Genomic DNA, 20,748 nt, shown 5'->3' with positions numbered 1-20,748 from the left:
TGGTCAGATGCGCAGCTCTTCGACCTTGTCAAAGATAGAGGCCCGCGCCGGATCAAAGCCGATCCGGATTGCGTCGCCGGGTGTGACCTTCGTCTGGCCATCGACGCGGAACCGCAAAGCCGTGCCATCCAGAGACGACCAGACAAGGGTTTCCGCCCCCATCGGCTCGGCCAGTTCGGCCTTTACCTCGAATTGCGCGGGGGCCGCATCGGCCATCTCGCCGGTCAGGATATGCTCGGGCCGGATGCCGAACCAGACATCGCCGCTGAGGCCGGGCCGGGTACAGTCATACCCCGCCAAGGACACAGAGTTTCCCGCGATGGTCACCTGCGGCCCATCCGTCGTGGTTAGCACCGTGTCAAAGAAATTCATCGACGGCGAGCCGATGAAATCCGCGACATATTTGTTGGCGGGTCTGTTGTAGATCACGTCCGGCGTGTCCAGCTGCATGACCACGCCGCCTTTCATGATCGCGATCCGATCGGCCAGCGTCATCGCCTCGACCTGATCGTGGGTCACATAGATCATGGTATTCTCAAGCGTCTGGTGCAGGCGCTTGATCTCGACACGCAGATCGGCGCGCAGCTTGGCGTCGAGGTTCGACAAAGGTTCGTCGAACAGGAACACATCCACATCGCGCACCAGCGCCCGGCCAATGGCTACCCGCTGGCGTTGACCACCGGACAGGGCGGCGGGCTTGCGCTTGAGCAAGGGCTCGATCTGAAGCACCTCGGCGGCGCGGGCCACGCGCTTCTTGATCTCGTCCTTGGGCATCCGGGCGTTCTTCAGACCAAAGGTCAGATTACCCTCGACCGTCATCTGCGGATAGAGCGCGTAGGACTGAAACACCGTGCCAATGCCGCGATCCGAGGGTTCGGACCAGGTCACGTTGTTGCCGTTGATGTGGATCGACCCTTCGGTCGGCTCCAGCAGGCCGGCGATACAGTTGAGCAAGGTGGACTTGCCACAGCCCGAACTGCCGAGCAGCACGAGGAACTCGCCCTGACCGATATCGAGGTTGAGATCGCGCAGGACCGACACAGAGCCGAAGTCGAGCTTGAGGTTCTGAATGGAAACACTTGGCTGCATGACGTTATCCTTTCACTGCGCCGGCGGCGATGCCGCGCACGAAGAGCTTGCCAGAGAGAAAGTAGATGGTGAGCGGGACAACCCCGGACAGCAGTGTCGCTGCCATGTTGACGTTGTATTCCTTCACCCCGGTGACCGAGTTGACGATGTTGTTCAGCTGAACCGTCATCGGGTAGTTTTCGGGCCGCGTGTAGATCACCCCGAACAGGAAGTCGTTCCAGATCGCGGTGGTCTGCAGGATCACGGCAACAACAAAGATCGGCACGGCCATTGGCAGCATGATCTTGAAGTAGATCGTCCAGAACCGGGCGCCATCGACACGGGCGGCCTTGAACAGCTCTTCGGGCACCGAGGAGAAGTAGTTGCGGAACAACAGCGTCAGGATCGGCATCCCGAAGACCGTGTGCACCAGCACCAGACCGCCCAGATTGCCATAAAGGCCGATTTCGCGCAGCAGCACCACGATCGGGTAGATCATCACCTGATAGGGAATGAACGCCCCGATGATCAGGATGGTGAAAAAGACATTCGCCCCCTTGAAGCGCCACATCGACAGCGCGTAGCCGTTCACCGAGGCCACGGCGATGGAAAAGAAGACCGACGGCACGGTGATCTTGACCGAGTTCCAGAAGCCGCGCGACAGGCCGTCGCAGTTCAGGCCTGTGCAGACCGTGGCCCAGGCCTTGGCCCAGGGCTCAAAGGTGATCTCCATCGGCGGGGCAAAGATATTGCCGGTGCGGATTTCGGCCAGACCTTTGAGCGAGGTCATCAGCATCACGTAGAACGGCAGCAGGTAGTAGACCGCCAGCACGAACAGGATGCTGTAGATCATGATGTTCTTGCGGCTGAACGCCCGGCGGGGTTTCGGCCCGGAGGCATGCGCCGGGCTGGGGCGCTGCATGTTGGTGGTCACGTCAGCCATGTTTCTTGCCTCCGAATTCCAGGTAGGCCCAGGGAATGATGATGAAGATCACGGCCACCAGCATCATGGTCGACGCGGCAAAGCCCTGGGCGAGGTTTTGCGAGACGAACATCATGTCGAAAACGAACTTGGCAGGCACTTCAGAGGCCAGCCCCGGCCCACCGCCGGTCTGGGCGATGACCAGGTCATACAGCTTGATGATGCCCGAGGTGACCAGCACCAGCGTGGTGATGAAGACCGGGCGCATCATCGGGATGAACACGACGATATAGGTTTTCCAGGCCGGGATTCCGTCGATCTTGGTGGCTTTCCAGACGTCCTCGTCGATGCCGCGCAACCCGGCCAGCATCAGGCACATCACGAGGCCGCTGGTGTGCCACAGACCGGCGATCAGCACCCCGCACAGCACCGTGTCCGGGTTGTAGAGGGGATCGAAGCTGAAGGTTTCGAAGCCAAGATTGCGCACGGCATTCTGAATCCCGAATTCCGGGTTCAGCAGCCATTGCCAGACAAGGCCCGTGACGATGAAGCTCAGCGCATAGGGATAGAGGAAGATCGTGCGAAAGCCGTCCTCGAACCGGATTTTCTGATCGATCAGCGCCGCCAGAAGGAACCCGATGACCAGCGCCAGGATCAGCATGAGGATGCCATAGATCGCCAGATTCTCGATCGAGATAAGCCAGCGGCGGGTGCCCCAAAGGCGTTCGTATTGATCGAGGCCGACCCACTCGGTGCTGGGCAAAAGCCGCGATTTGGTGAAGGAATAGACGATTGTCCAGACTGAGCAGCCGACAAAGACCACAAGGGCCGTAAGCACCATCGGAATGGCGGCAATCTTGGCACTCAGGTTTTTGAACAGCGCTGTCGGTTTGCCGCTTTGCGACATTGCAACTCTCCGATGATGTTGAGAAGGGGAAAGGCTGGCGCGGACTTGAGGGAGGCGGCCCGCACCAGATTGATCAGTCTGCCGTTGCGATGATCTCGGCGAACTCTTCCTGTGCTTGCTCGGGCGTGAAGTCCGGGTCGGCAAAGAATTCGACGACAAGATCGGTCACACGGCCAACGGTGTCGGGTGACACCATGGTGTTGATGCTTTCCACGATGTGGCCTTCCTTGAGGATCTCCATGCCCTTTTCCATGCAAGGGGTCGGATCGCTCAGTTCGACGTCGCGGCGCACCGGCAGGGCACCCTTGGCGGCGGTGAAGGCGACCTGCGTCTTCGGCGCAACGATCACGCTGGCCAGTTCATCCTGCGCAGCTGTGATCTCGGGGTCGTCAACCTTGGGGAAGTAGAAGGCGTCACCCGCTGCAGTGATGTACTCATGCACACCCAGACCCGGCAGGCAGGAAAAGTCTTCGCCCGCCTTCAGCCCGGCCTGCATGAATTCGCCCTGTACCCAGTCGCCCATGATCTGACCGCCGGCGCGGCCATCAGTCACCAACAGGGCGGCTTCATTCCAGGCCTGAACGTTCGAGCCTTCCATCAGGTCGCGCGCTTCGGCGGCGGCCTTGAACACCTTGGCCACATCCGCGCCAGCGGCGTAGTCGGCATCCAGTTCGCCGTAGACCTTGCCGAACAGCTCTGGCCCGCCGATAGAGACCATCAGCACGTTGAACATCAGCTGTTTCTGCCAGGACTGTTGGCCCTGTGCCAATTGGATGATGCCCTTTTCGCGCAGCACCGGCCCCGCTGCGACGAACTCGTCCCAGTTTTGCGGCACGGCCAAGCCGTTGTCCTCAAACACGGCGTTGTTCAACCACAGCCATTGCTGCGAGTGGATGTTCGACGGCACGCAATAGAGTTTGCCCTCGAAGGTGCAACTGTCCAGCAACGATTGCGGGAAAATCTGCTCTTTCCAACCCTGCGCCTCGGCGATCTCGGTCACGTCACGCATGAAGCCCGCCTCGATCAGTTCGCGCATGGCCGAGCTGTGGGTGAACTGGGTGGCCCCCATCGGGTCGCCGCCGGTGATCCGGCTGGTGATCAGCGGACGGGCTACGCCCCCCGCGCCTGCGATGGCGCCGTCGATCCAGCCATTGCCGCTTTCCTTGAAGGCGTCGGCAATCACGCGGATGGCGGCCGCCTCGGCCCCAGAGGTCCACCAGTGGGTGACCTCCAGATCGGCGGCAAACATGGGCTGTGCGGCTGTGGTGGCCATCAGCGCACTCAATGCGGCTGCTCTGATATTCTTCATCGTCTTCTCCTCTGTCGATTCCGTATCCAGGCGAGCGCCGGGCCCTGTGGGGGTGCGATCCTATGCCTGCTCCCAAGGGTCATTTTACCGGCGGTCTTGTTAGTCCAAGTGTCTGTTTCCGGGGTGTTTCGGTCAACGCACCGGAGATTTGGCGCGCCAAAACATTCTGTATAGAACGCTGATTTAATTGAGCATTTCCGGACGCTGTTTGGCGTTTTCTGGCGATCAACAAGCGATGACCCCAGCATTCCGAAGCTGCGCGATCTCGTCTTCGCGATAACCAAGCTCTTTCAGCATCTGCTCTGTCTGCGCCCCAAGGCGCTGTGGCGGACGCTCCAGCGACGGTCCGTCTTCTTGCATACCGAATCCTGCCAGCGTGGTGGTCATGCCTTCGGCCGTTCCCGCCTCGCCGTCAAACCGGTGCAGCACCGGCCGCGCCTGCACCTGCGGGTCGGTCAGGGCTTCTCCAAGGGTGCGAATGCGGGCACAGGGGATGCCTTCGGCTTGCAGCAGTTCCTCCCATTCCGCCGCCGGTCGCGCCCGGAAGGCCGCGCTCAGCGCCGCGCTTTCCTCGGCGTGGGAGTCGAGCCGCTGATTGTTGTCATGCTTGACCATGTCCTCACGCCCCAACAGCCGCCAAAGCCTGGCCTGCTGTTTCAGGTTCGAGGCCGAGACCATCATTGGCACGTCGCTGGCGTGATACATGCCGATGGTCGCAAAGGGATAGGTGTTGCCCTTCGGCGCGGGCACCTTGCCGTTCCAGAAATAGGACGCCACATGCGAGGTCGCGAACATCATCGCCACATCCAGCATCGAGACGTCGACAAAGTTGCCGGTCCCGCCATTGCGTGCCCGCTGCAAAAGCGCCGCCGATATCGCGTAAGCCGTGGTCGTGCCTGCCGCGTAATCCATGATCGGGGCACCGCATTTGAACGGCTTGTCCGGGTCGTCCCCGGTCATCGCCATAAAGCCGGAAAACGCCTGGATGATGTTGTCATACCCGCGCAGTTCACGCCGTGGCCCGGTCGATCCAAAGGCCGAGAGCGAGCAATAGATCAGCCCCGGATTGCGCCGCCTCAGGTCTTCATAGCCCAGGCCCAAGGCCTCGAATGCGCCGGGGCGGTAGTTTTCGATGAACACATCCGCCGTGTCGATCAGTCGGAGCATCGCCTCCTTGCCTTCTGGCGTCTTGAGGTCAATTGCGACCGACGATTTGTTGCCCGCCTGGCCCAGAAAGGCTGTGCCCATGCCAATGCCATTCATGGCGCGATCTGGCCCTTGCGACCGGGCCTGATCGGGATCGTTCGGATCCTCGACCTTGATGACCTCGGCCCCCAACGTGGCCAGCTGGAACGCGGCAAACGGCCCGGCCAGCACATGCGTGGTGTCAATCACCCGGTAATTCTGAAACGCCTTCATCTGGGTCAACTCTGTCCTGGTCCGCTTGGGCCGACAGAGGGTGTCGGCAACCTTGAGCGGCGCAATGTGGGTCTGCCTCATATTGAAGAGACAGTGGCCTCGGCAGGCAACGGCGTTTGGTTTCCGAAATGTTGGGTCAGCCCTGACCTATGCGGCCCCCGCCAGAGGGCGCGATTGGCTAAGGTGGCCGCGACCGCAAACCACCTGAGACCGCCCAATGCCCACGTCCCCCCTTCCCCTTTCCGAGGCTCACCTGAGCGCCGCGCCTTTTCATCTCGACCGGGTGGGGCTGGATTGGGTCAGGACGAAGTTCGATGCGCTCGGGACAGACGCGAAGATCGCGCAACTCATCCTGCCGATGTGCCGCGACCTGTCGGACGACAATATCAAGGCGATGGTCGCGCTTGGTCTTGGCGGTGTGCATCGGTTTCCCAGCTATTCCGAAGACGACCTGCGGCGCTCGGCCAAGCTTTTGATGCAGCATAGTGCCATTCCGCCCTTACTGACGGCCGACATCGAAATGTCGGAAAAGGCCAGCGTCAAAGCCGGGACAGTCTTTCCCAACCAGATGGCGGTGGGTGCGACGGGCGATCCGGAAAACGCAAAGCGCATGGGGACAATCGCGGCCCGCGAGGCGGGCTATCTGGGCTTTGGCATCAGCTGGACGCCAGTGGCTGATCTCGCGCTGAATTTCCGCTCCAACGCCGTGAACACGCGCAGCTTTTCCGACAAGGTCGACCAGACGCTTTCGATGGTCTGCGCCTATCTCGACGGGATGAACGGCAATGGCCTCGTGGCCTGCGTCAAGCATTTCCCCGGTGAGGGAATGGACGAGCGCGATCAGCACTACGTTACCACCCACAACACCATGGCAATGGACGATTGGCGCGCCAGTTTTGGCAAGATCTATGCCGCAGCGATCGCCAAGGATGTCCGTCTTGTCATGGCCGGTCACGTCACCCTTCCTGCTTTTCGTCCGGCGGAAGGGGACGGGACATTGGGCGAGGCCATCCTCCCGGCCTCGCTCATTGCAAACCTGCTTGGCGGACTTCTGCGCGGCGAGCTGGGCTATAACGGCATCATCGTTTCGGACGCGTCCGGCATGGCGGGCTTCACCTCCTGCGGGGCGCGCAAGGATATCGTGCCGCTGTGTATCGAAAGCGGATGCGACATCTTGCTGTTCCCGCACGATATCAAAGAGGACATGCAGTTTCTGCGTGACGGTCTGGCCAGCGGAGCGCTGTCACAGCACCGTCTGGACGAAGCGGTGCTGCGCATTCTTGCGCTCAAGGCGTCCATGGGATTGCATCTCGACCGCCCCGCTGTCCCGCCCGAGAGCCAGCGCGCTGCGATGCTGGGCTCCGAGGAACATCGCGGCTGGGCCAAACGTGTCGCACAGGGCTGCGTGACCTTGGTCAAAGATACCCAAAGCCTGCTGCCAATTTCGCCCGAACGGCACCGACGTATTCTGCTGGCCGAAGCCCGCGGTCGCCGCAGCCCATCGGCCCTTTTGCCCGATCTGGAAATTCCTGCCATGCTGGAAGCGCTCGGGTTCGAGATCACCCGCGTTGTGCCGGGGGAGCCCATCGACGCAACAGGTCAGGATATCGGCCTCTACCTGATGGCCGAGGAAGGACTGTCAGGCAAAGAACATCTCGGGCCGCAATGGGAACGGCTTCATGGCGCTTTCCCGCTGACGATGCAGCGGATGTGGCAGCACCTGCCGACGCTCTATGTCTCGCTCGGCTCGCCCTTTTTGACCTTTCACATGCCCGATTGCCCCACCTTCGTGAACGCCTACAGCGCCGTTCTTCCGGTGCAGCAGGCGGTCGTCGATGCCCTGACCGGCGCCATTCCGTTTCAGGGGCAAACTCCCGTCGACCTGCCTTCTGGCGTACCCATCTGACCGCCCCTGGCCAAACGATTTCGAGCCCCAACCGCAAACCAAAGGTTGGTTTACCCGTCGCGTTGACCACGACTAACTACCCCCAGTTTGGCGCAAAAAGCGCCTGACGCGCTCTTGAGGAGGAGAGGACACCATGAAAATCCTATCAACCGGCTTTGCGTGCCTTGCGGCCGCAGCGACATTTGTCGCAACAACAATCACGCCCGTGGCCGCGGATGAGGCTTGGCCAAGTGGCCCGCTGTCGGTGATCATGCACACCAAACCGGGTGGGACGTCCGATATTTTCATCCGGACGCTGGCAAAATCGCTTGAGCCTGCGATCGACCAGGAGGTCATCGTCATCAACGCCCCGGGCGGTGGCGGCGCGAACCAGATGGGTCGCATCATCTCGGCCAAGCCCGATGGGTTGACGCTTGGCGTAAACACGCTGACCCATTTCACCGGTATGCAGACCAACCTCAAGGGCACCTTCTCGCCAGAGAGCTTTTCCTGGATCGCCTCTGTGCAGGAAGACCCCATCCTGTTCTTCGTCCGCGAAGACAGCCCCTATCAAAGCTTTGACGACGTGATCGCCGCCGCCAAAGAGAACCCGGAAAGCATCAGTATCGGCGGCTTCGGGCCTGTCGGCTCGATGCAGCACATCGGCATGTCGATGCTGGAGAACGCCACCGACACCAAGTTCAACTGGATCGGCTACCCCTCGACGCCCGATATTCTGGCCGCGCTGCTCGGCGGTCATGTCGATATCGGTGTCTCGAATCTCGGGCCAACTGCCGAGTATTTCGAATCCGGGCGTATCCGAGGGCTGGGCGTCTTGGCTGACGAACGGCTGGACGGCAAACCCGATCTGCCCACCTTTGTCGAACAAGGTGTGGATGTGGATTCCAGCTGGATTCAGGTGCGCGGCGTCTTTGGACCTGCAGACATGCCGATGGAACTTCAACAGAAGGTCGCTGATGCGTTCCACGAAGCCATGCGCGCCGAGTCATATCAGGAGTATGCCCGCAGCACCGGCGTGACAGACTCTTGGATGGGGCCAAAGGAGTATTCGGATTTCGTCGCCAACATCACCGATGTCGCGGTCGAGCAACTGACCGCCGCAGGCGTTCTGCAATAACGCTCCAGATATCGAAACGACAGGGCGCGCTACGGCGTGCCTTGTCTGCGTTCAGACTGCCGCCTGCTTGGTCCGGATCAGGGCAATCGGTGTGACGTCCTGTCTGGCCATGATTTGCATCGGGCCGTGGTCGAAAACGCGAACCGTATCACCGGGGTTGATGTTCCCGAGGAAGACGACCTCGCGCTGCCGAACTGGTTCAGACGGCCCAGCTGCGTGGGCAGCGGTTTCGGCGATGCGGGAGAAAGTCGGGAAGTATAGAAGCCCCACAGCGTTGAAGTCCAGCGACGGAACCGGGCATTCGGCGTGAATTTCGCGCGCGCCCGCGAGGTCGATCCTGCGCAAGCGCCGTGCGGTATCACGGGCCCGGTCGTCCAGCGCCGTCAGAGACGGGTCGGCCGGGGGCAGATGCATCTGGCCAAGCACCGAATTGCGATGGATGCGATTGTTGCAGCCGCTCGTATCGTGGCTGACAAAGGTCGAGATCATCGACAGCTCGGCGATCACCACGCCATCGACCACCAGCTTATGCCGTGATCCGGTGCGTGTTTCTGTCACGGCGAATACCGCTGACGACACCCGCACATTCCGGCCCAGCAACGCCCCCGACGGCTGCATTTGCAGCGATGTCGTGCAGAACGCCGCGTAGACGGGCCGCCCGTCTGGCGCGCGGAACACCGCATCGCGCTGGCCGAGCGCCTTGGCGATCAGTGTCCAATGCTGATCACCGCAAAACCGCAAAACCCACTGCTCTGACAAGCCCTGCGGCGACAGTTGCGCCATGCCAAGCGGCAAGCGCGCAACCGTCTCGACCGGCGCATGCCGCGCGGCAAAGGCAACGACGGCCATCAGGCGACCGCCTTTTTCCCGGCGCGGTTCAGTTGCGCAGCGATCTGATCGGCGAGGTAAGCGCTGTCTTCCTCGATCCCGAGGAACCGGCCCGACCCCCAGGTGTTCAGCCAGCCCAGCCCGATGAAGTGCATCCCCGGCACATCCGTCACCCCACGATGGAACTGCGGTTTGCCACGTTCGTCGAAAACATTAACCTCGATCCACGAGTAGTCGGGGCGGAAGCCGATCGCCCAGAGCACAGAGCCGATACCGGCCGCCTTGGCGTCCAGTTCAATGCGCTCTTGCTCTGGCTCCCAAACCTTGACGAAGGGCGGCTCGAGCGGCGCATCAATGCCGTTGCGGGCGATATAGGCGTCGATCTGATCGCGGATGCCGACATAGCTGCGGTCCGCATCGTCGAGGTTCTTTTTCAGATCCGGCAGGAATTCCAGCCTGCGCCCGTCCATGTTGGCCAGCGAGCCATAGAGTTCGACCCCGTAATCCACATGCCATTTGCGCAGGTCTATCTCCTTGCCGCCATCGCGGCCGGACATGTAGTGGTTGGTCTGCGTGATTGCCTTGACCGGATCGGGATGGGTGTCGATGGTGATCTCGTATTGCCCCGCATCGTGCAGCCAGTCGGTGGCGTCGCGGCCACGATACTTGCGCGGGCTGCGCGGCGCGGGACCAACAGCCAAATGCACGCCCCTGCCCGCCCGCACAAAATCCTCCATGATCTGCACGCCGGACTGGCCGGTGCCGACGATCAACACGTCGCCGTCGGGCAGTTGCGACGGATTGCGGTAATCGACCGAATGCATCTGCACAATCGTCGGGTCCAGCGCCGCGGCATAGGCGGGCTCGATCGGCTTGTCGTAGCCGCCAGTCGCGATCACGACCTGATCGCTGGTCCACGTGCCGATGGTCGTCTCGACCACGTAGCCACCCTGCGGATGGTGGGCGATGCGGGTCACGGTGACATGTTCGTGGATCACCGGCTCAAACCTCGCGGCAAAAGCGTCGAGATACTCGGTGATCTCATCGCGCAGCATGAAGCCATCGGGGTCGGTGCCGCCGAATTCCTTGTCATAGTGAAAACCCGGCAAGCGGCATTGCCAGTTCGGCGTGACAAGGCAAAAGCTGTCCCAGCGGTTCACGCGCCAGGAATGGAATTTTTCGTGGCGCTCGAAGACGGTACTTTCGATGCCTTTCTGCTGAAGCTGCCAGGCCACCGACAGGCCAGCCTGCCCGCCGCCGACAATCGCAACCGGGATATGGGGGATATGCGTATCTTTCATGGTCTCGGTCCTTTTCATGTGATCGACAGGCAGGTGACATGCGGGTCCTGCTGGCCCTCGAAATCGGCGACCCGCCGTTCAATCCGGTCGAGTTGATCCATCGCCGACGAACAGGCGAAGCCGTATTTGCGCTCGACCCGGTTCGAGGCGCGTTCCATCGCGATGCGGGCGCGGTGCAGGAAATCCGGCAGCGGATAGCTTTGTCCGGGGGTGAAAAGCTCGGTGATGACGCTGGAGGGCGAATAGCAGCGCTCTTCGCTGCCATCGGGCCAGCGCAGGGTCCAGTGCATCTCAGGCATGAACGGGCTCCTTTCGGGAAAGCGACAGGTAGGGGGTTTGGGCATGGTCCCAGAACGGCACAGTCTCGCCGTTTTGGTGCAGGGTGACTTGTGTGCCGTCCGTGATCGTGCCAATCGGATCGGCCCAGATCCCGCGCGCCCGGAACGCAAGGCAGACCTCGGCGGCATGGTCCGGCGCGATCGACAGCAGAAAGCCGAAACTGGGAAAGCTGTGCAGCCAGCGCAGACGCGGTACGTCCTTGGGCGGCTGGATGCGATCCAGATCCAGCACCGCGCCCACGCCCGAGCTTTCGGCCAGCATCAGCGCGGTGCCTGTGATCCCGCCTTGGCTGATGTCCTTGCCCGCGCGCAAAAGGCCGCGTTCGGCGAGGTCCGGTAGCAGCGCCAGATCGCCGCGCAGCCTGTCATGCGGGGCGTCGAGCGCGGCACAGAAATTGTCGAAGTTGACATAGCGGCCCCGGTGGTCGATGGCGGCCAGCAGCATGTCGCCGGGGCGCGCTTCGAAACTGGTCACAGGCGACGTCGCCTTGCCCAGAACCGAAACGGCGAGGTTGAGGTCTGAGGCGGCGAAATTCGTATGCCCACCCACCAGCGGAACGCCATAGGCCTCCGCCGCATCGCGCAGGCCCTTCATCAGCGGCGCGGCGGCCTCGGCATCGGGTGCCCAGACCTGATCGATCAGTGCCGTGGCACGGCCGCCCATGGCAGCAATGTCCGACAGGTTGACCATGACCCCGCACCAGCCGGCGAACCACGGATCACTCTGGACGAAGGCGGGGATGAAGCCCTCACCCGCCAGCAGGTCGAAACCTTCTGCGGTCTCGATCATCGCCGCATCATCGCCCGGCGCGCCGGGGGTATCGCCCGTCAGTCCCAGCATCCCCGCCGCCTGCGCGATCCCTAGCTTTGAGCGGATCGCGGGATGAGCGCACAGGGCCTCTGCCATGTCTGTCAGCGTGTCACTCATGCCCGACGTCCGGGCTTCATGAACCAACCCGCCGTCGGATCATCGCAGGGCGGATAATGCATCAGATCGGCAGACATCTTGGCGTGCGGGACGCCGTGCAGCGTGACCTCTTCCAACACGGTCCATTTCAACCGGCGGAACAGCGAGACATTCTGTTTCTGCACATGCGCCAGAAAAGTCTCGCAGCCGCGCGCATTGGCGGTGCAGACCGCCAGCCGGATCAGCTCGGTCCCGAGCCGCCCGACCTGCCGAAAGTCGCTGTCCACCGCCAGCCGCGAGCCCCACCAGAGGCCGGGCCTTTCCTCGTGGATGCGCACAGTGCCGACCACCTGATCGGCCTCATGGGCATAGGTCGAGAGCGCCACCAGATGCGTGGCGACAAGGTCGATTTCATCGCGGTCATGGGTTTTGAAAATTCCCTGCTCCTCGACAAAAACGCGGCGGCGCAAGGCCTCTGCCCCGCGCGCCTCAAAGGGTTTGGAGGCGGCGCGGATATAGTAACCGGGGCACTGAAACTGATGCGGTTCAAGCTCGATCATGCCGGCACCTTTAGCTTTTCATAGGTCGAGAGCGCCGAACAAGCGCCGCATTTGCCGCAGCCCGCCTTGATGTCCTCGGAGCGGATACCGGCGCGCACGATCATCTCGCCCAAGGGGCGCAGGATCGAGGCCATGAATTCCGGCTTCGGCGCCGGATGGCTTTCCAGCGGCGTGCCCGAAATCGGAACAAACGGCACGACAAAGGGATAAACGCCCATGTCACAAAGCTTTTGCCCCATCTCCAGGATCGCCTCGCGGCTGTCGCCCAGACCGGCGAGGATGTAGGTCGACACCTGAGCCCGGCCAAAGACCTTCACCGCCGCTTTGAAACTGGACATGTATTTTTCCAGCGGCACGGTGGCCTTGCCCGGCATGATGCGCTCGCGCACGTCCTGCGTGACCGCCTCAAGATGCATCCCAAGCGCGTCGATCCCAGCGTCTTTCATACGCTGATGCCAGATATCGTCATCGGGCGGCTCGCACTGGCCCTGAAGCGGCAGGTCAACCGCTGCCTTGATGGCCCGCGCGCTTTCGGCCATGACCGCCGCCCCACGATCCTTGCCCTTGGGCGTGCCGGTGGTCAGCACCATATGCTTGACGCCGTCCAGCTCCACCGCCGCCTTGGCAACCTCGGCCAACTGTTCCGGCGTCTTGTGCGCGATGGTGCGCCCTGCGGCGAGGCTCTGGCCGATGGCGCAGAACTGGCAAGTCTTCTTGCGGCTCTCGTAGCGGATGCAGGTTTGCAGGACGGTCGTGGCCAGAACGTCGCGCGAATGCAGCGTCGCGATATGGCTGTAGGGCACGCCATCGGCGGTTTTCAGGTCATAGAACTTCGGCCGCGAGGGAAAGCGCACCTTGGCGATTTCCGCGCCATCGCGGGTGACTCGGGATTGACCCTTGGCATCCGGCGGCGCGACCAGGAAAGGCGATTCAAACGCGGGCGCGGTGTGGACCGGCACCATCACGGTGGTCTCACCAATGGTGATCGCCTTGTGATCGGACGGCCCCGCCCCGCCACGCCGGGCCTGATGGCCCGCGCTTGGATCGACCAGCCGCATGCCGTGGGATTGAAGATCGTTGATCAGGTCGGCGTCAGACAGATCGGATTCAAACATGGCTCGGTTCCTTTTCCTCAGGATCGGGTTCGACAATCGGATGTACGGTTGGCTCGAAGGCGACGCGCGTCTCGGCAGGCCGCGCGTCATGCACCAAGTGAAGCAGTTCGGGCCGGGCGTAATGCCCGACGCTGTCCATCATCCGCTTGCGCTTGGTGATCAGCTTCATGTCCAGATCGGCGATCAGGATGCCTTCGCCCTCGGTCAGCGGCTCTGCCAAATGGCGGCCTTCGGGCGAGATGATGCAGGTCATACAGCCGTCACGCATGGCCTTCTGCAATTTCGGATCGGAGTGCAGCGACTGGATCTGCTCTTCGGTCAGCCAGCCGGTGGCGTTAACCACGAAACAGCCCGCCTCAAGTGCGTGATGACGCATCGTGACTTCGATCTGTTCGCCAAAGATCGGCCCGACGAGGCTGCCGGGGAAATGCGCCGCGTGGATTTCCTCGTGCTGGGTCATCAGCGCATACCGGGCCAGCGGGTTGTAATGCTCCCAGCAGGCCAGCGCCCCGACGCGGCCAACCTTGGTCTCGACGACCTTGAGGCCCGCGCCGTCGCCCTGCCCCCAGACCATGCGCTCATGGTAGGTGGGCGTTATCTTGCGACGCTTCAGTGCGAGACTGCCATCGGCATCAAAGATCAGCTGCGTGTTGTAGAGCGAGCCGTGGTCGCGCTCATTCACACCGAGCACCACGACAACCCCGCGCTTGCGCGCCGCCTCGGCCACCGCCTGCGTTTCCGGAGAGGGCACGACCACCGCCTGATCATACAGTTCGAGATGCGCCGCGCCCTGTTGCACGGGGGGCAGAACGAAGGAGAAATACGGGTAGTAGGGCACGAAGGTTTCGGGAAAGACGATGAACTCCGCGCCCTTCTCGGCGGCCTCCGCGATGGCGTTCAGCACGCGCTCGATGGTGCCTGCGCGGCCCGTCAGGTCCGGCGCGATCTGCACGGCGGCAGCGCGAATAGTGTCGGTTCTCATGATCTGGCTCCCTTGGTGCGTGGTGTCGGGGGCCGCGCCGATGGGCGACACGGCCCCGCCGGATCACAGCGTCCAGGTGTCGAGGATGAAGGCATTGTCCTTGCGGTGCAGCAGGATGCAGTCGAGCACGTCCTGCGGCGCGATCGGCACGATCCCCGGCAGCAGCGCTGCTTCACCATGGCCGTACAGCGCCTGAAGCCCAAAGCGGCAGCAATAGACCTTGCCGCCCTCGCCCATGAACTTCTTCAGGTTGGCGGCAAAGTTCTGATGACCGGGAAAGGCTTCGTCGCCCAGCGTCGGGAAACCGCGCTGAATGCCAAGGGTTACGCCGGGGCCATAGAGCAGGATCGACGTCTCGAACCCTTTGCGTTGCAGACGGATTGCCTGCAAAATGTTGACCAAACCGATGGACCCTTCAAACGCAACTGTATGGAAGGTCACAAGTGCCTTCTCGCCTTCGTCGGCCTTGACGTCCTCAAAGACCTTCTCTTCGTAATCGACGAAGTAATCACCGTCTTTATGGGCTTCTTTTGTAACTGCGGGCATCCTGAGTCTCCTGTTCGTTGGATGACTACAGACATGCTTTGCCGAATTGAGCCGATCAATAGATAGCTCAATCAAGGATCATTAATCCATACAATCATGAAAGTGGTTGATGGATTTTTAGGCGTCCGGCCCAACGACCGCCAATGTCTGAGGCTGATTTGAAACGGCACGGCGGCCTCAGATCTGCTCTCGCCCCGGCCGCGGCCTTTTATCCATACAATGCGCTTCAATTTCCGCGAATCATTGGATATCAAGGCCAGGCAACGGAGACCGACATGATTGACTGGACGCCACAGGCCGACCCAAACGGCAAGCCGCGCTACATCGCAATTGCCGACGCTATTGAGCAGGACATCCGCCAAGGCGTCCTATCACCGGGCACGCGTCTGCCGCCGCAGCGGCAACTCGCAAAACGCCTGGGCATCGACTTCACCACAGTGTCGCGCGGCTATAGCGAAGCGCAGGCGCGCGGGCTTGTCACCAGCCACGTGGGGCGGGGCACCTATATCTCGAAACCGGCAGAGTCCGCGTCGGGCCCCGACCCCCTGCGCCACGCTGAAGAAGACCTGTCGATGAACCTGCCGCCCGAGCCCACCGATCCAGGGCTGATCGCCAATATGCGCGGCGGGTTGGACTATGTATCGGCCAACCTGTTGCAATTGCTGCGCTACCAATCCTCGACCGGATCGGACAAGGATAAGGAAGCGGCCTCGACCTGGCTCAGCCTGCGCGGCATGGTGCCCACCTCTGCACGGCTGGTCGTCTCGCCCGGTGCGCACAGCACGATCTGCGCCATCCTGACCATCCTGACGGAACCGGGCGACACCGTTCTATGCGAACAGATCACCTATCCCGGTTTTCGCAACATCGCGTCTCGGCGCGGACTAAACCTGATTGGCGTCGAGATGGACGCGGATGGCATCCTGCCGGACGCCCTGGATGCGGCGATCACCCGGCATGGCCCGAAGGCCCTGTACCTGAACCCGACTTTGCAGAACCCGACCACGCTGACGATACCAACGGAACGGCGGCTGGACATTTCAGAGGTGCTTAGCAAGCACGGGCTGCCGCTGATCGAGGATGATGCCTATGGCTTCATTCCCGCCAAGGCGCCCGCGCCGATTGCCGTCTCGGCGCCGGACCTGACCTGGCATATCGGCGGGCTGGCGAAATGCATCGGCGCGGGACTGCGACTGGCCTACACCGTCGCGCCGACGGGGCGGCTGGCCTATTCGCTGGGTCAAACGCTGAAAGTGCAGGCGGTCATGGCCTCGCCAATCACCGCCGCGCTGGCAACGCAATGGATCGAGGACGGCACCGCCGACCAGATCCGGCGCTTCATCCGGTCAGAAACCTCGAAACGGCAAGCCATCGCCCGCGACGTTCTGGAAGGGTTTGACTTCCAAGGGGCCGAGAACGCCCTCAACGTCTGGCTGTCCTTGCCGGAGGGCATTGGTCGCGCAGACGTCGTCGCCCGAATGGCCGGACGTCCAGTCGGCATCATGCCGTCGGACGCCTTTACCGTCGGATGCCCACCGGGAGAGCACGTCCGGCTGTGCCTGGGTGGATCACTGTCCCGCGAAGCACTGCGGGCCAACCTCTACTTTCTGGTCAACAGCCTTCAGCACAGCGCGTTTCTGGGGTGACGGCCGGGCGCCCTGCGCGCCCAAAGCCATGCATCCCCTTGGCCCATTGAAACGCAACGAACATCGCCTTGACCGGCGGCAACATGATCAACGACAGAATGATCGCGGCAACAGACAGCAGACACGCCACTATCAGGGGATTGTCGCGCATCTGCTCGAAGACAACCGGCAACGTGAACCCGCAAAGATGCCCCACCACGAGGATGACGACATAGGCGGGGCCATCGTCGGCGCGCTGTGGCGTGAAATCGAGCCCGCAGACCGCGCACTCCGACCGAACCTTCAAATAGCCATCGAACACGGCGCCCTCGCCGCAGTTCGGACATTTACAGCGCAAGCCACGCTTCAAAGCAGCCCGGACATCATGGGGCGCTTCACTCTCGGCTTCAACGTTGGACATCACGATGTTTCCTTCTTCTGGACGCGAGGGCGCGCCATATGTTGGATATTGTTTGCACCAAAATGCATACAATCTATAAATTGCAAGTAATATGTGTCATTTCGCCTCTAGGCCGGCCAAGCTCGTGGCAACGGCTCGCCTCCAGTTTTGCCACATATCAGGGCGTCGAATACCTCAAGCATCATTGACCAATGTGGCATTCCCCGACATACTGACACCACGAACAAGCGCGTTGATTTCGTATGCTGATTGGATGCCTATTGATTCAAACAATTGATGTCCAGATCGCCGCGCAATGCACGGGATTCTGAAATGTCCTCAATTCCCAACCGCACTCTGCCTCCGCTCAACCCACTCAAGGCGTTCGAAGCGGCAGCGCGGCACAACAGCCTCACCCTTGCCGCGGAAGAACTCAACGTCAGCCAAGTCGCCGTCAGCCGACAAGTGCGCGTGCTTGAGGATTACATGGGCGTGACGCTGTTCCGCCGCCTCAATCGCGGGATAGAACTCACCCGTGAGGGCATCTTGTTGTTCAAGGGCGTCGGACAGGCGTTTCAGGACATCGAGGATGCGACAAAAACCGTTTCGCGCCGGGGCCAGCGTAATATTCTGGCCATCCAATCCTATGTCACCTTTTCGCGCGGCTGGCTGATGACAAGGCTGGGTGATTTCCACAAGGCGCATCCCCGCATTGAGGTGCGCCTGTCGTCATCGCCCGAAGCCGCAGACTTCGACACGGACAACCTCGATGCCGCGATCCGCGGCGGTGATGGCAACTGGCCGGGCCTACACGCCGAGAAACTTGCGGATATGGAGCTGATCCCGGTCTGTTCGCCCGGCTTTCTAGCCGAGAACCCTCTGGACAGGATCGAGGATCTAGCCAAGGTCAAGCTGCTGCATTCGATGGCGCGACCCAAGGACTGGTCGTCCTGGCTGGAGTCGGTCGACGCAAAATTTGCCCCGAAAAATCGCCTGTTGTTCGAGAACAGCGCGCTCGCCTACGAAGGGGCGTTGATGGATCTGGGTGTCGCGATTGCCAACCGTCATTTCGTTCAGACGCAGCTGCGTGCAGGAACACTGGTGGCGCCATTCGAACACGGGTGCCGGACAGGCGAAAGTTACTACCTGACCTGGCCGAACGACGAAGCGCCATCCTCGCCGCTGCTGAAATTTCTGGACTGGATTCGCATACATTTTGCCCCGGACGACACCGAGGACCCGGATCAGTCGCTTGAAACCGTCCCGTCTGAATCGCGTTCGGGATTGTCCACCTGAATGCGGTCCCGCATCCAGTCGAGGAATTTGATAAGCGTCCGTGATGGGGCGGTGTTTTTTGGCCAGGTCAGGAAATACCCTTCGCCACTGTAGCAAGTCAGATCACCGAACGGCGCGACCAGATTACCGTTCTGCAACTGGCGCTTGACGAAGATCTTGACGGCCACGGCGACCCCACCTTCCATCGCCGCCGCCTCATAGGCGAGGGCCGAGCTTTCGAACCGAATTCCGGGCTCAGGATCGACATCGGCACCAACCCGCTTGATCCAGGCCGCCCAATCTGTTGGCCGGGCCATGGAATGCAGCAGACGGACCCGGGACAGATCATTCGGGTCGAACAAGCCGTGCTGTTCCTGATAGTCCGGGGTACAGATCGGGATCAGTTCGATATCCACCAACTTCTCGCAATGCAGGTCTGGCCAATCGCCTTTTCCGGCCCGGATTGCCGCGTCGAGGTTTTGGCTTTCGAAGTCAACCGGCGCGGTCGAGGAGCTGAGACGCACCTCGATCCGGGGGTGCTTGTCGTGGAAATCCGTCAAACGGGGGATCAACCAGCGCTGCGAAAAGGTCGTGTAGGATTGAATGGCCAGAATGTCGCGCCGCCCGCGCCGCGAAACCCGCCGCGAGGCTGTGGCGATATCCTGAAAGGCATGCGCAATACCTTCGTAAAGTTGGCGCCCCTCGTCGGTCAGTTCCACGCCCCGGTGGAGACGCCGGAACAGGGTCACGCCAAGATAATCTTCCAGCGTCTTGACCTGCCGGCTAACGGCTACTTGGCTGACATTCAATTCCTCCGCAGCCAGAGTAAGACTGCAAAGCCGCGCCGCGACCTCGAATGTTCGCAAGGGATTGAGAGGGGGAATAGGGCTCGTCATGGTTCGTTTCGCCGATACTGGGGCCTCGCGCAGCGGTCTGACCGGATGCAAGGGAGCGGCCTGATACAGTGTTTCAACACCTGGTCGCCTGATCAAATGTCTACACCGTGCCGGGGCCAAAAAGCTATAGGCGTTCCAGCGCGATGGCGATCCCTTGGCCGACCCCGATGCACATGGTCGACAGAGACCGTTCGCCCGGTTGCAGGTCCAGCATCGCAGTCCCGGTGATCCGTGCGCCGGACATGCCCAGCGGGTGCCCCAGCGCAATCGCCCCGCCATTGCGGTTAACACGCGGGTCATCGTCATCGATGCCAAGGTCGCGCAAAGTCGCCAGCCCCTGCGCGGCAAAGGCCTCGTTCAGTTCGATCACGGCAAAGTCTTCTTGCCGAAGACCAAGGCGCGCCATCAGTTTCTTTGACGCGGGCGCGGGCCCGAACCCCATGATACGCGGCGCAACCCCAGCGGTGGCACCGCCCAGAACGCGGGCAATCGGTGTCAGGCCTTGGCGCTTTGCAGCCTCTTTCGTGGCAAGGATCAGCGCCGCCGCACCGTCATTGACACCCGAGGCATTGCCCGCCGTGACGCTGCCGTCGGCTTTGACAAAGGTCTTGAGCCGCTCAAGGTCCGCCAGCGTGGTTGCGGGCCTCGGGTGTTCGTCCCGCTCCACCACGATCGGGTCGCCCTTGCGCTGCGGAATGCTGACCGGGGTGATCTCCTGCGCCAAACGTCCGCTTTCCATGGCCGCACCCGCCTTGTTCTGGGACCGCAGCGCAAAGGCATCTTGATCGGCACGACTGATGTTGAAATCTTCGGCGACGTTTTCTGCCGTCTCGGGCATGCTATCGACGCCGTATTGCGCCTTCATCAATCTGTTCACAAAGCGCCAGCCGATCGTCGTGTCGTGAATCTCGTTCGCACGGCTGAACGCAGCGGTTGCCTTGGGCATGACAAACGGCGCGCGGGACATGGATTCAACCCCGCCCGCAATCACCAGATCGGCCTCGCCTGCCTTGATCGCCCGTGCGGCGGTAATGACCGCATCCATGCCCGACCCGCAGAGCCGGTTCATCGTCGTGCCCGGCACGCTTTCGGGAAAGCCCGCCAGCAGCAGTGACATCCGCGCAACGTTGCGGTTGTCTTCCCCGGCTTGGTTGGCGCAGCCAAAGATGACCTCGTCCACCGACGCCAGATCGAGCCCCGGATTGCGTTCCGCCAACGCGCGCAGCGGGATCGCGCCCAGATCGTCGGCACGGACCGAGGACAAGGCACCGCCATAGCGACCGATAGGGGTGCGGATGTAGTCGCAAATGTAAACGTCGGTCATGAG

General features: G+C 61.7%; 20 protein-coding genes. 4 read left to right on the top strand and 16 right to left on the bottom strand.

Going from position 1 to position 20,748, the window contains the following annotated elements; all coding sequences use genetic code 11:
• Positions 1–3: 3 nt before the first annotated feature.
• From ACOYQJ_RS10455 to ACOYQJ_RS10435, 5 genes are all read right to left on the bottom strand, one after another.
• Positions 4–1,089, bottom strand: coding sequence for an ABC transporter ATP-binding protein (locus ACOYQJ_RS10455; protein WP_422905968.1), 1,086 nt, complete (start codon positions 1,087–1,089; stop codon positions 4–6).
• A gap of 4 nt (positions 1,090–1,093) precedes the next feature.
• Entirely contained in the window at positions 1,094–2,011 is a 918-nt protein-coding gene (locus ACOYQJ_RS10450; RefSeq protein ID WP_422905967.1) for a carbohydrate ABC transporter permease, read from the bottom strand.
• Positions 2,004–2,897 (bottom strand): carbohydrate ABC transporter permease, encoded by an 894-nt coding sequence (locus tag ACOYQJ_RS10445; protein WP_422905966.1) that lies wholly within the window; start codon positions 2,895–2,897, stop codon positions 2,004–2,006. Before ACOYQJ_RS10445 ends, ACOYQJ_RS10450 begins: the two co-directional genes overlap by 8 nt.
• 73 nt (positions 2,898–2,970) lie before the next feature.
• Positions 2,971–4,206 (bottom strand): ABC transporter substrate-binding protein, encoded by a 1,236-nt coding sequence (locus tag ACOYQJ_RS10440; RefSeq protein ID WP_422905965.1) that lies wholly within the window; start codon positions 4,204–4,206, stop codon positions 2,971–2,973.
• A gap of 225 nt (positions 4,207–4,431) precedes the next feature.
• A complete protein-coding gene (locus ACOYQJ_RS10435; protein WP_422905964.1) occupies positions 4,432–5,625 on the bottom strand; it encodes a CaiB/BaiF CoA transferase family protein in 1,194 nt (397 codons plus the stop codon).
• A gap of 217 nt (positions 5,626–5,842) precedes the next feature.
• On the opposite strand from ACOYQJ_RS10435, the gene ACOYQJ_RS10430 reads away from it, so the two are divergent.
• Together ACOYQJ_RS10430 and ACOYQJ_RS10425 are read left to right on the top strand one after the other, a co-directional pair.
• Complete coding sequence (locus ACOYQJ_RS10430; protein WP_422905963.1) at positions 5,843–7,531, top strand: glycoside hydrolase family 3 protein; 1,689 nt, start codon at positions 5,843–5,845, stop codon at positions 7,529–7,531.
• 133 nt (positions 7,532–7,664) lie between these two features.
• The gene (locus tag ACOYQJ_RS10425; RefSeq protein ID WP_422905962.1) at positions 7,665–8,648 is read left to right on the top strand and encodes a Bug family tripartite tricarboxylate transporter substrate binding protein; all 984 of its coding nucleotides are present in this window, start codon (positions 7,665–7,667) and stop codon (positions 8,646–8,648) included.
• Between the two features lie 51 nt (positions 8,649–8,699).
• Here ACOYQJ_RS10425 and ACOYQJ_RS10420 read toward each other — a convergent pair whose 3' ends face one another.
• The 8 genes from ACOYQJ_RS10420 to ACOYQJ_RS10385 all read right to left on the bottom strand — a co-directional run bounded on the left by ACOYQJ_RS10420 (position 8,700) and on the right by ACOYQJ_RS10385 (position 15,225).
• Positions 8,700–9,497 carry a Pnap_2097 family protein gene (locus ACOYQJ_RS10420; protein ID WP_422905961.1) on the bottom strand — a complete coding sequence of 266 codons (798 nt, stop codon included), beginning with the start codon at positions 9,495–9,497 and terminating at the stop codon, positions 8,700–8,702.
• A complete protein-coding gene (locus ACOYQJ_RS10415; protein ID WP_422905960.1) occupies positions 9,497–10,777 on the bottom strand; it encodes an MSMEG_0569 family flavin-dependent oxidoreductase in 1,281 nt (426 codons plus the stop codon). The genes ACOYQJ_RS10420 and ACOYQJ_RS10415 overlap by 1 nt, the downstream gene beginning before the upstream one ends.
• Positions 10,778–10,791: 14 nt before the next feature.
• Positions 10,792–11,076 (bottom strand): MSMEG_0570 family nitrogen starvation response protein, encoded by a 285-nt coding sequence (locus ACOYQJ_RS10410; protein ID WP_422905959.1) that lies wholly within the window; start codon positions 11,074–11,076, stop codon positions 10,792–10,794.
• Positions 11,069–12,043 (bottom strand): sll0787 family AIR synthase-like protein, encoded by a 975-nt coding sequence (locus ACOYQJ_RS10405; RefSeq protein WP_422905958.1) that lies wholly within the window; start codon positions 12,041–12,043, stop codon positions 11,069–11,071. The genes ACOYQJ_RS10410 and ACOYQJ_RS10405 overlap by 8 nt, the downstream gene beginning before the upstream one ends.
• Positions 12,040–12,582: an MSMEG_0567/Sll0786 family nitrogen starvation N-acetyltransferase gene (locus ACOYQJ_RS10400; protein ID WP_422905957.1), complete on the bottom strand. Its 543-nt coding sequence runs from the start codon at positions 12,580–12,582 to the stop codon at positions 12,040–12,042. The genes ACOYQJ_RS10405 and ACOYQJ_RS10400 overlap by 4 nt, the downstream gene beginning before the upstream one ends.
• Positions 12,579–13,697, bottom strand: a complete 1,119-nt coding sequence (locus ACOYQJ_RS10395; protein ID WP_422905956.1) for an MSMEG_0568 family radical SAM protein — start codon at positions 13,695–13,697, stop codon at positions 12,579–12,581. The genes ACOYQJ_RS10400 and ACOYQJ_RS10395 overlap by 4 nt, the downstream gene beginning before the upstream one ends.
• Complete coding sequence (locus ACOYQJ_RS10390; RefSeq protein WP_422905955.1) at positions 13,690–14,679, bottom strand: Nit6803 family nitrilase; 990 nt, start codon at positions 14,677–14,679, stop codon at positions 13,690–13,692. Before ACOYQJ_RS10390 ends, ACOYQJ_RS10395 begins: the two co-directional genes overlap by 8 nt.
• 63 nt (positions 14,680–14,742) lie before the next feature.
• Positions 14,743–15,225 (bottom strand): MSMEG_0572/Sll0783 family nitrogen starvation response protein, encoded by a 483-nt coding sequence (locus tag ACOYQJ_RS10385; RefSeq protein WP_422905954.1) that lies wholly within the window; start codon positions 15,223–15,225, stop codon positions 14,743–14,745.
• A gap of 275 nt (positions 15,226–15,500) precedes the next feature.
• Here ACOYQJ_RS10385 and ACOYQJ_RS10380 point away from each other — a divergent pair, with 275 nt between their 5' ends.
• Complete coding sequence (locus tag ACOYQJ_RS10380) at positions 15,501–16,871, top strand: aminotransferase-like domain-containing protein (protein WP_422905953.1); 1,371 nt, start codon at positions 15,501–15,503, stop codon at positions 16,869–16,871.
• On the opposite strand, the gene ACOYQJ_RS10375 is transcribed toward ACOYQJ_RS10380, so the two are convergent.
• The gene (locus ACOYQJ_RS10375) at positions 16,837–17,271 is read right to left on the bottom strand and encodes a DUF983 domain-containing protein (protein WP_422905952.1); all 435 of its coding nucleotides are present in this window, start codon (positions 17,269–17,271) and stop codon (positions 16,837–16,839) included. The genes ACOYQJ_RS10380 and ACOYQJ_RS10375 overlap by 35 nt on opposite strands.
• A gap of 312 nt (positions 17,272–17,583) precedes the next feature.
• Between ACOYQJ_RS10375 and gcvA the strand changes: the two genes are divergently transcribed.
• Positions 17,584–18,546, top strand: a complete 963-nt coding sequence (gene gcvA, locus ACOYQJ_RS10370) for a transcriptional regulator GcvA (protein ID WP_422905951.1) — start codon at positions 17,584–17,586, stop codon at positions 18,544–18,546.
• Here gcvA and ACOYQJ_RS10365 read toward each other — a convergent pair.
• Together ACOYQJ_RS10365 and pcaF are read right to left on the bottom strand one after the other, a co-directional pair.
• Positions 18,495–19,421, bottom strand: coding sequence for a LysR substrate-binding domain-containing protein (locus ACOYQJ_RS10365; RefSeq protein WP_422905950.1), 927 nt, complete (start codon positions 19,419–19,421; stop codon positions 18,495–18,497). The genes gcvA and ACOYQJ_RS10365 overlap by 52 nt on opposite strands.
• 124 nt (positions 19,422–19,545) lie before the next feature.
• On the bottom strand, positions 19,546–20,745 hold the full coding sequence (gene pcaF / locus ACOYQJ_RS10360) for a 3-oxoadipyl-CoA thiolase (RefSeq protein WP_422905949.1): 1,200 nt from the start codon (positions 20,743–20,745) through the stop codon (positions 19,546–19,548).
• Positions 20,746–20,748 lie beyond the last annotated feature (3 nt).

Origin of the sequence: Pacificoceanicola algae, from assembly GCF_049341065.1 — a bacterium.
GTDB lineage: Bacteria > Pseudomonadota > Alphaproteobacteria > Rhodobacterales > Rhodobacteraceae > Pacificoceanicola.
This window is presented reverse-complemented; position numbering and strand designations above follow the sequence as displayed.

Coding starts and splice junctions, on each gene's coding strand:
- ACOYQJ_RS10455 (WP_422905968.1), bottom strand. CDS start 1,089: ATGCAGCCAAGTGTTTCCATTCAGAACCTCAAGCTCGACTTCGGCTCT.
- ACOYQJ_RS10450 (WP_422905967.1), bottom strand. CDS start 2,011: ATGGCTGACGTGACCACCAACATGCAGCGCCCCAGCCCGGCGCATGCC.
- ACOYQJ_RS10445 (WP_422905966.1), bottom strand. CDS start 2,897: ATGTCGCAAAGCGGCAAACCGACAGCGCTGTTCAAAAACCTGAGTGCC.
- ACOYQJ_RS10440 (WP_422905965.1), bottom strand. CDS start 4,206: ATGAAGAATATCAGAGCAGCCGCATTGAGTGCGCTGATGGCCACCACA.
- ACOYQJ_RS10435 (WP_422905964.1), bottom strand. CDS start 5,625: ATGAAGGCGTTTCAGAATTACCGGGTGATTGACACCACGCATGTGCTG.
- ACOYQJ_RS10430 (WP_422905963.1), top strand. CDS start 5,843: ATGCCCACGTCCCCCCTTCCCCTTTCCGAGGCTCACCTGAGCGCCGCG.
- ACOYQJ_RS10425 (WP_422905962.1), top strand. CDS start 7,665: ATGAAAATCCTATCAACCGGCTTTGCGTGCCTTGCGGCCGCAGCGACA.
- ACOYQJ_RS10420 (WP_422905961.1), bottom strand. CDS start 9,497: ATGGCCGTCGTTGCCTTTGCCGCGCGGCATGCGCCGGTCGAGACGGTT.
- ACOYQJ_RS10415 (WP_422905960.1), bottom strand. CDS start 10,777: ATGAAAGATACGCATATCCCCCATATCCCGGTTGCGATTGTCGGCGGC.
- ACOYQJ_RS10410 (WP_422905959.1), bottom strand. CDS start 11,076: ATGCCTGAGATGCACTGGACCCTGCGCTGGCCCGATGGCAGCGAAGAG.
- ACOYQJ_RS10405 (WP_422905958.1), bottom strand. CDS start 12,043: ATGAGTGACACGCTGACAGACATGGCAGAGGCCCTGTGCGCTCATCCC.
- ACOYQJ_RS10400 (WP_422905957.1), bottom strand. CDS start 12,582: ATGATCGAGCTTGAACCGCATCAGTTTCAGTGCCCCGGTTACTATATC.
- ACOYQJ_RS10395 (WP_422905956.1), bottom strand. CDS start 13,697: ATGTTTGAATCCGATCTGTCTGACGCCGACCTGATCAACGATCTTCAA.
- ACOYQJ_RS10390 (WP_422905955.1), bottom strand. CDS start 14,679: ATGAGAACCGACACTATTCGCGCTGCCGCCGTGCAGATCGCGCCGGAC.
- ACOYQJ_RS10385 (WP_422905954.1), bottom strand. CDS start 15,225: ATGCCCGCAGTTACAAAAGAAGCCCATAAAGACGGTGATTACTTCGTC.
- ACOYQJ_RS10380 (WP_422905953.1), top strand. CDS start 15,501: ATGATTGACTGGACGCCACAGGCCGACCCAAACGGCAAGCCGCGCTAC.
- ACOYQJ_RS10375 (WP_422905952.1), bottom strand. CDS start 17,271: ATGTCCAACGTTGAAGCCGAGAGTGAAGCGCCCCATGATGTCCGGGCT.
- gcvA (WP_422905951.1), top strand. CDS start 17,584: ATGTCCTCAATTCCCAACCGCACTCTGCCTCCGCTCAACCCACTCAAG.
- ACOYQJ_RS10365 (WP_422905950.1), bottom strand. CDS start 19,421: ATGACGAGCCCTATTCCCCCTCTCAATCCCTTGCGAACATTCGAGGTC.
- pcaF (WP_422905949.1), bottom strand. CDS start 20,745: ATGACCGACGTTTACATTTGCGACTACATCCGCACCCCTATCGGTCGC.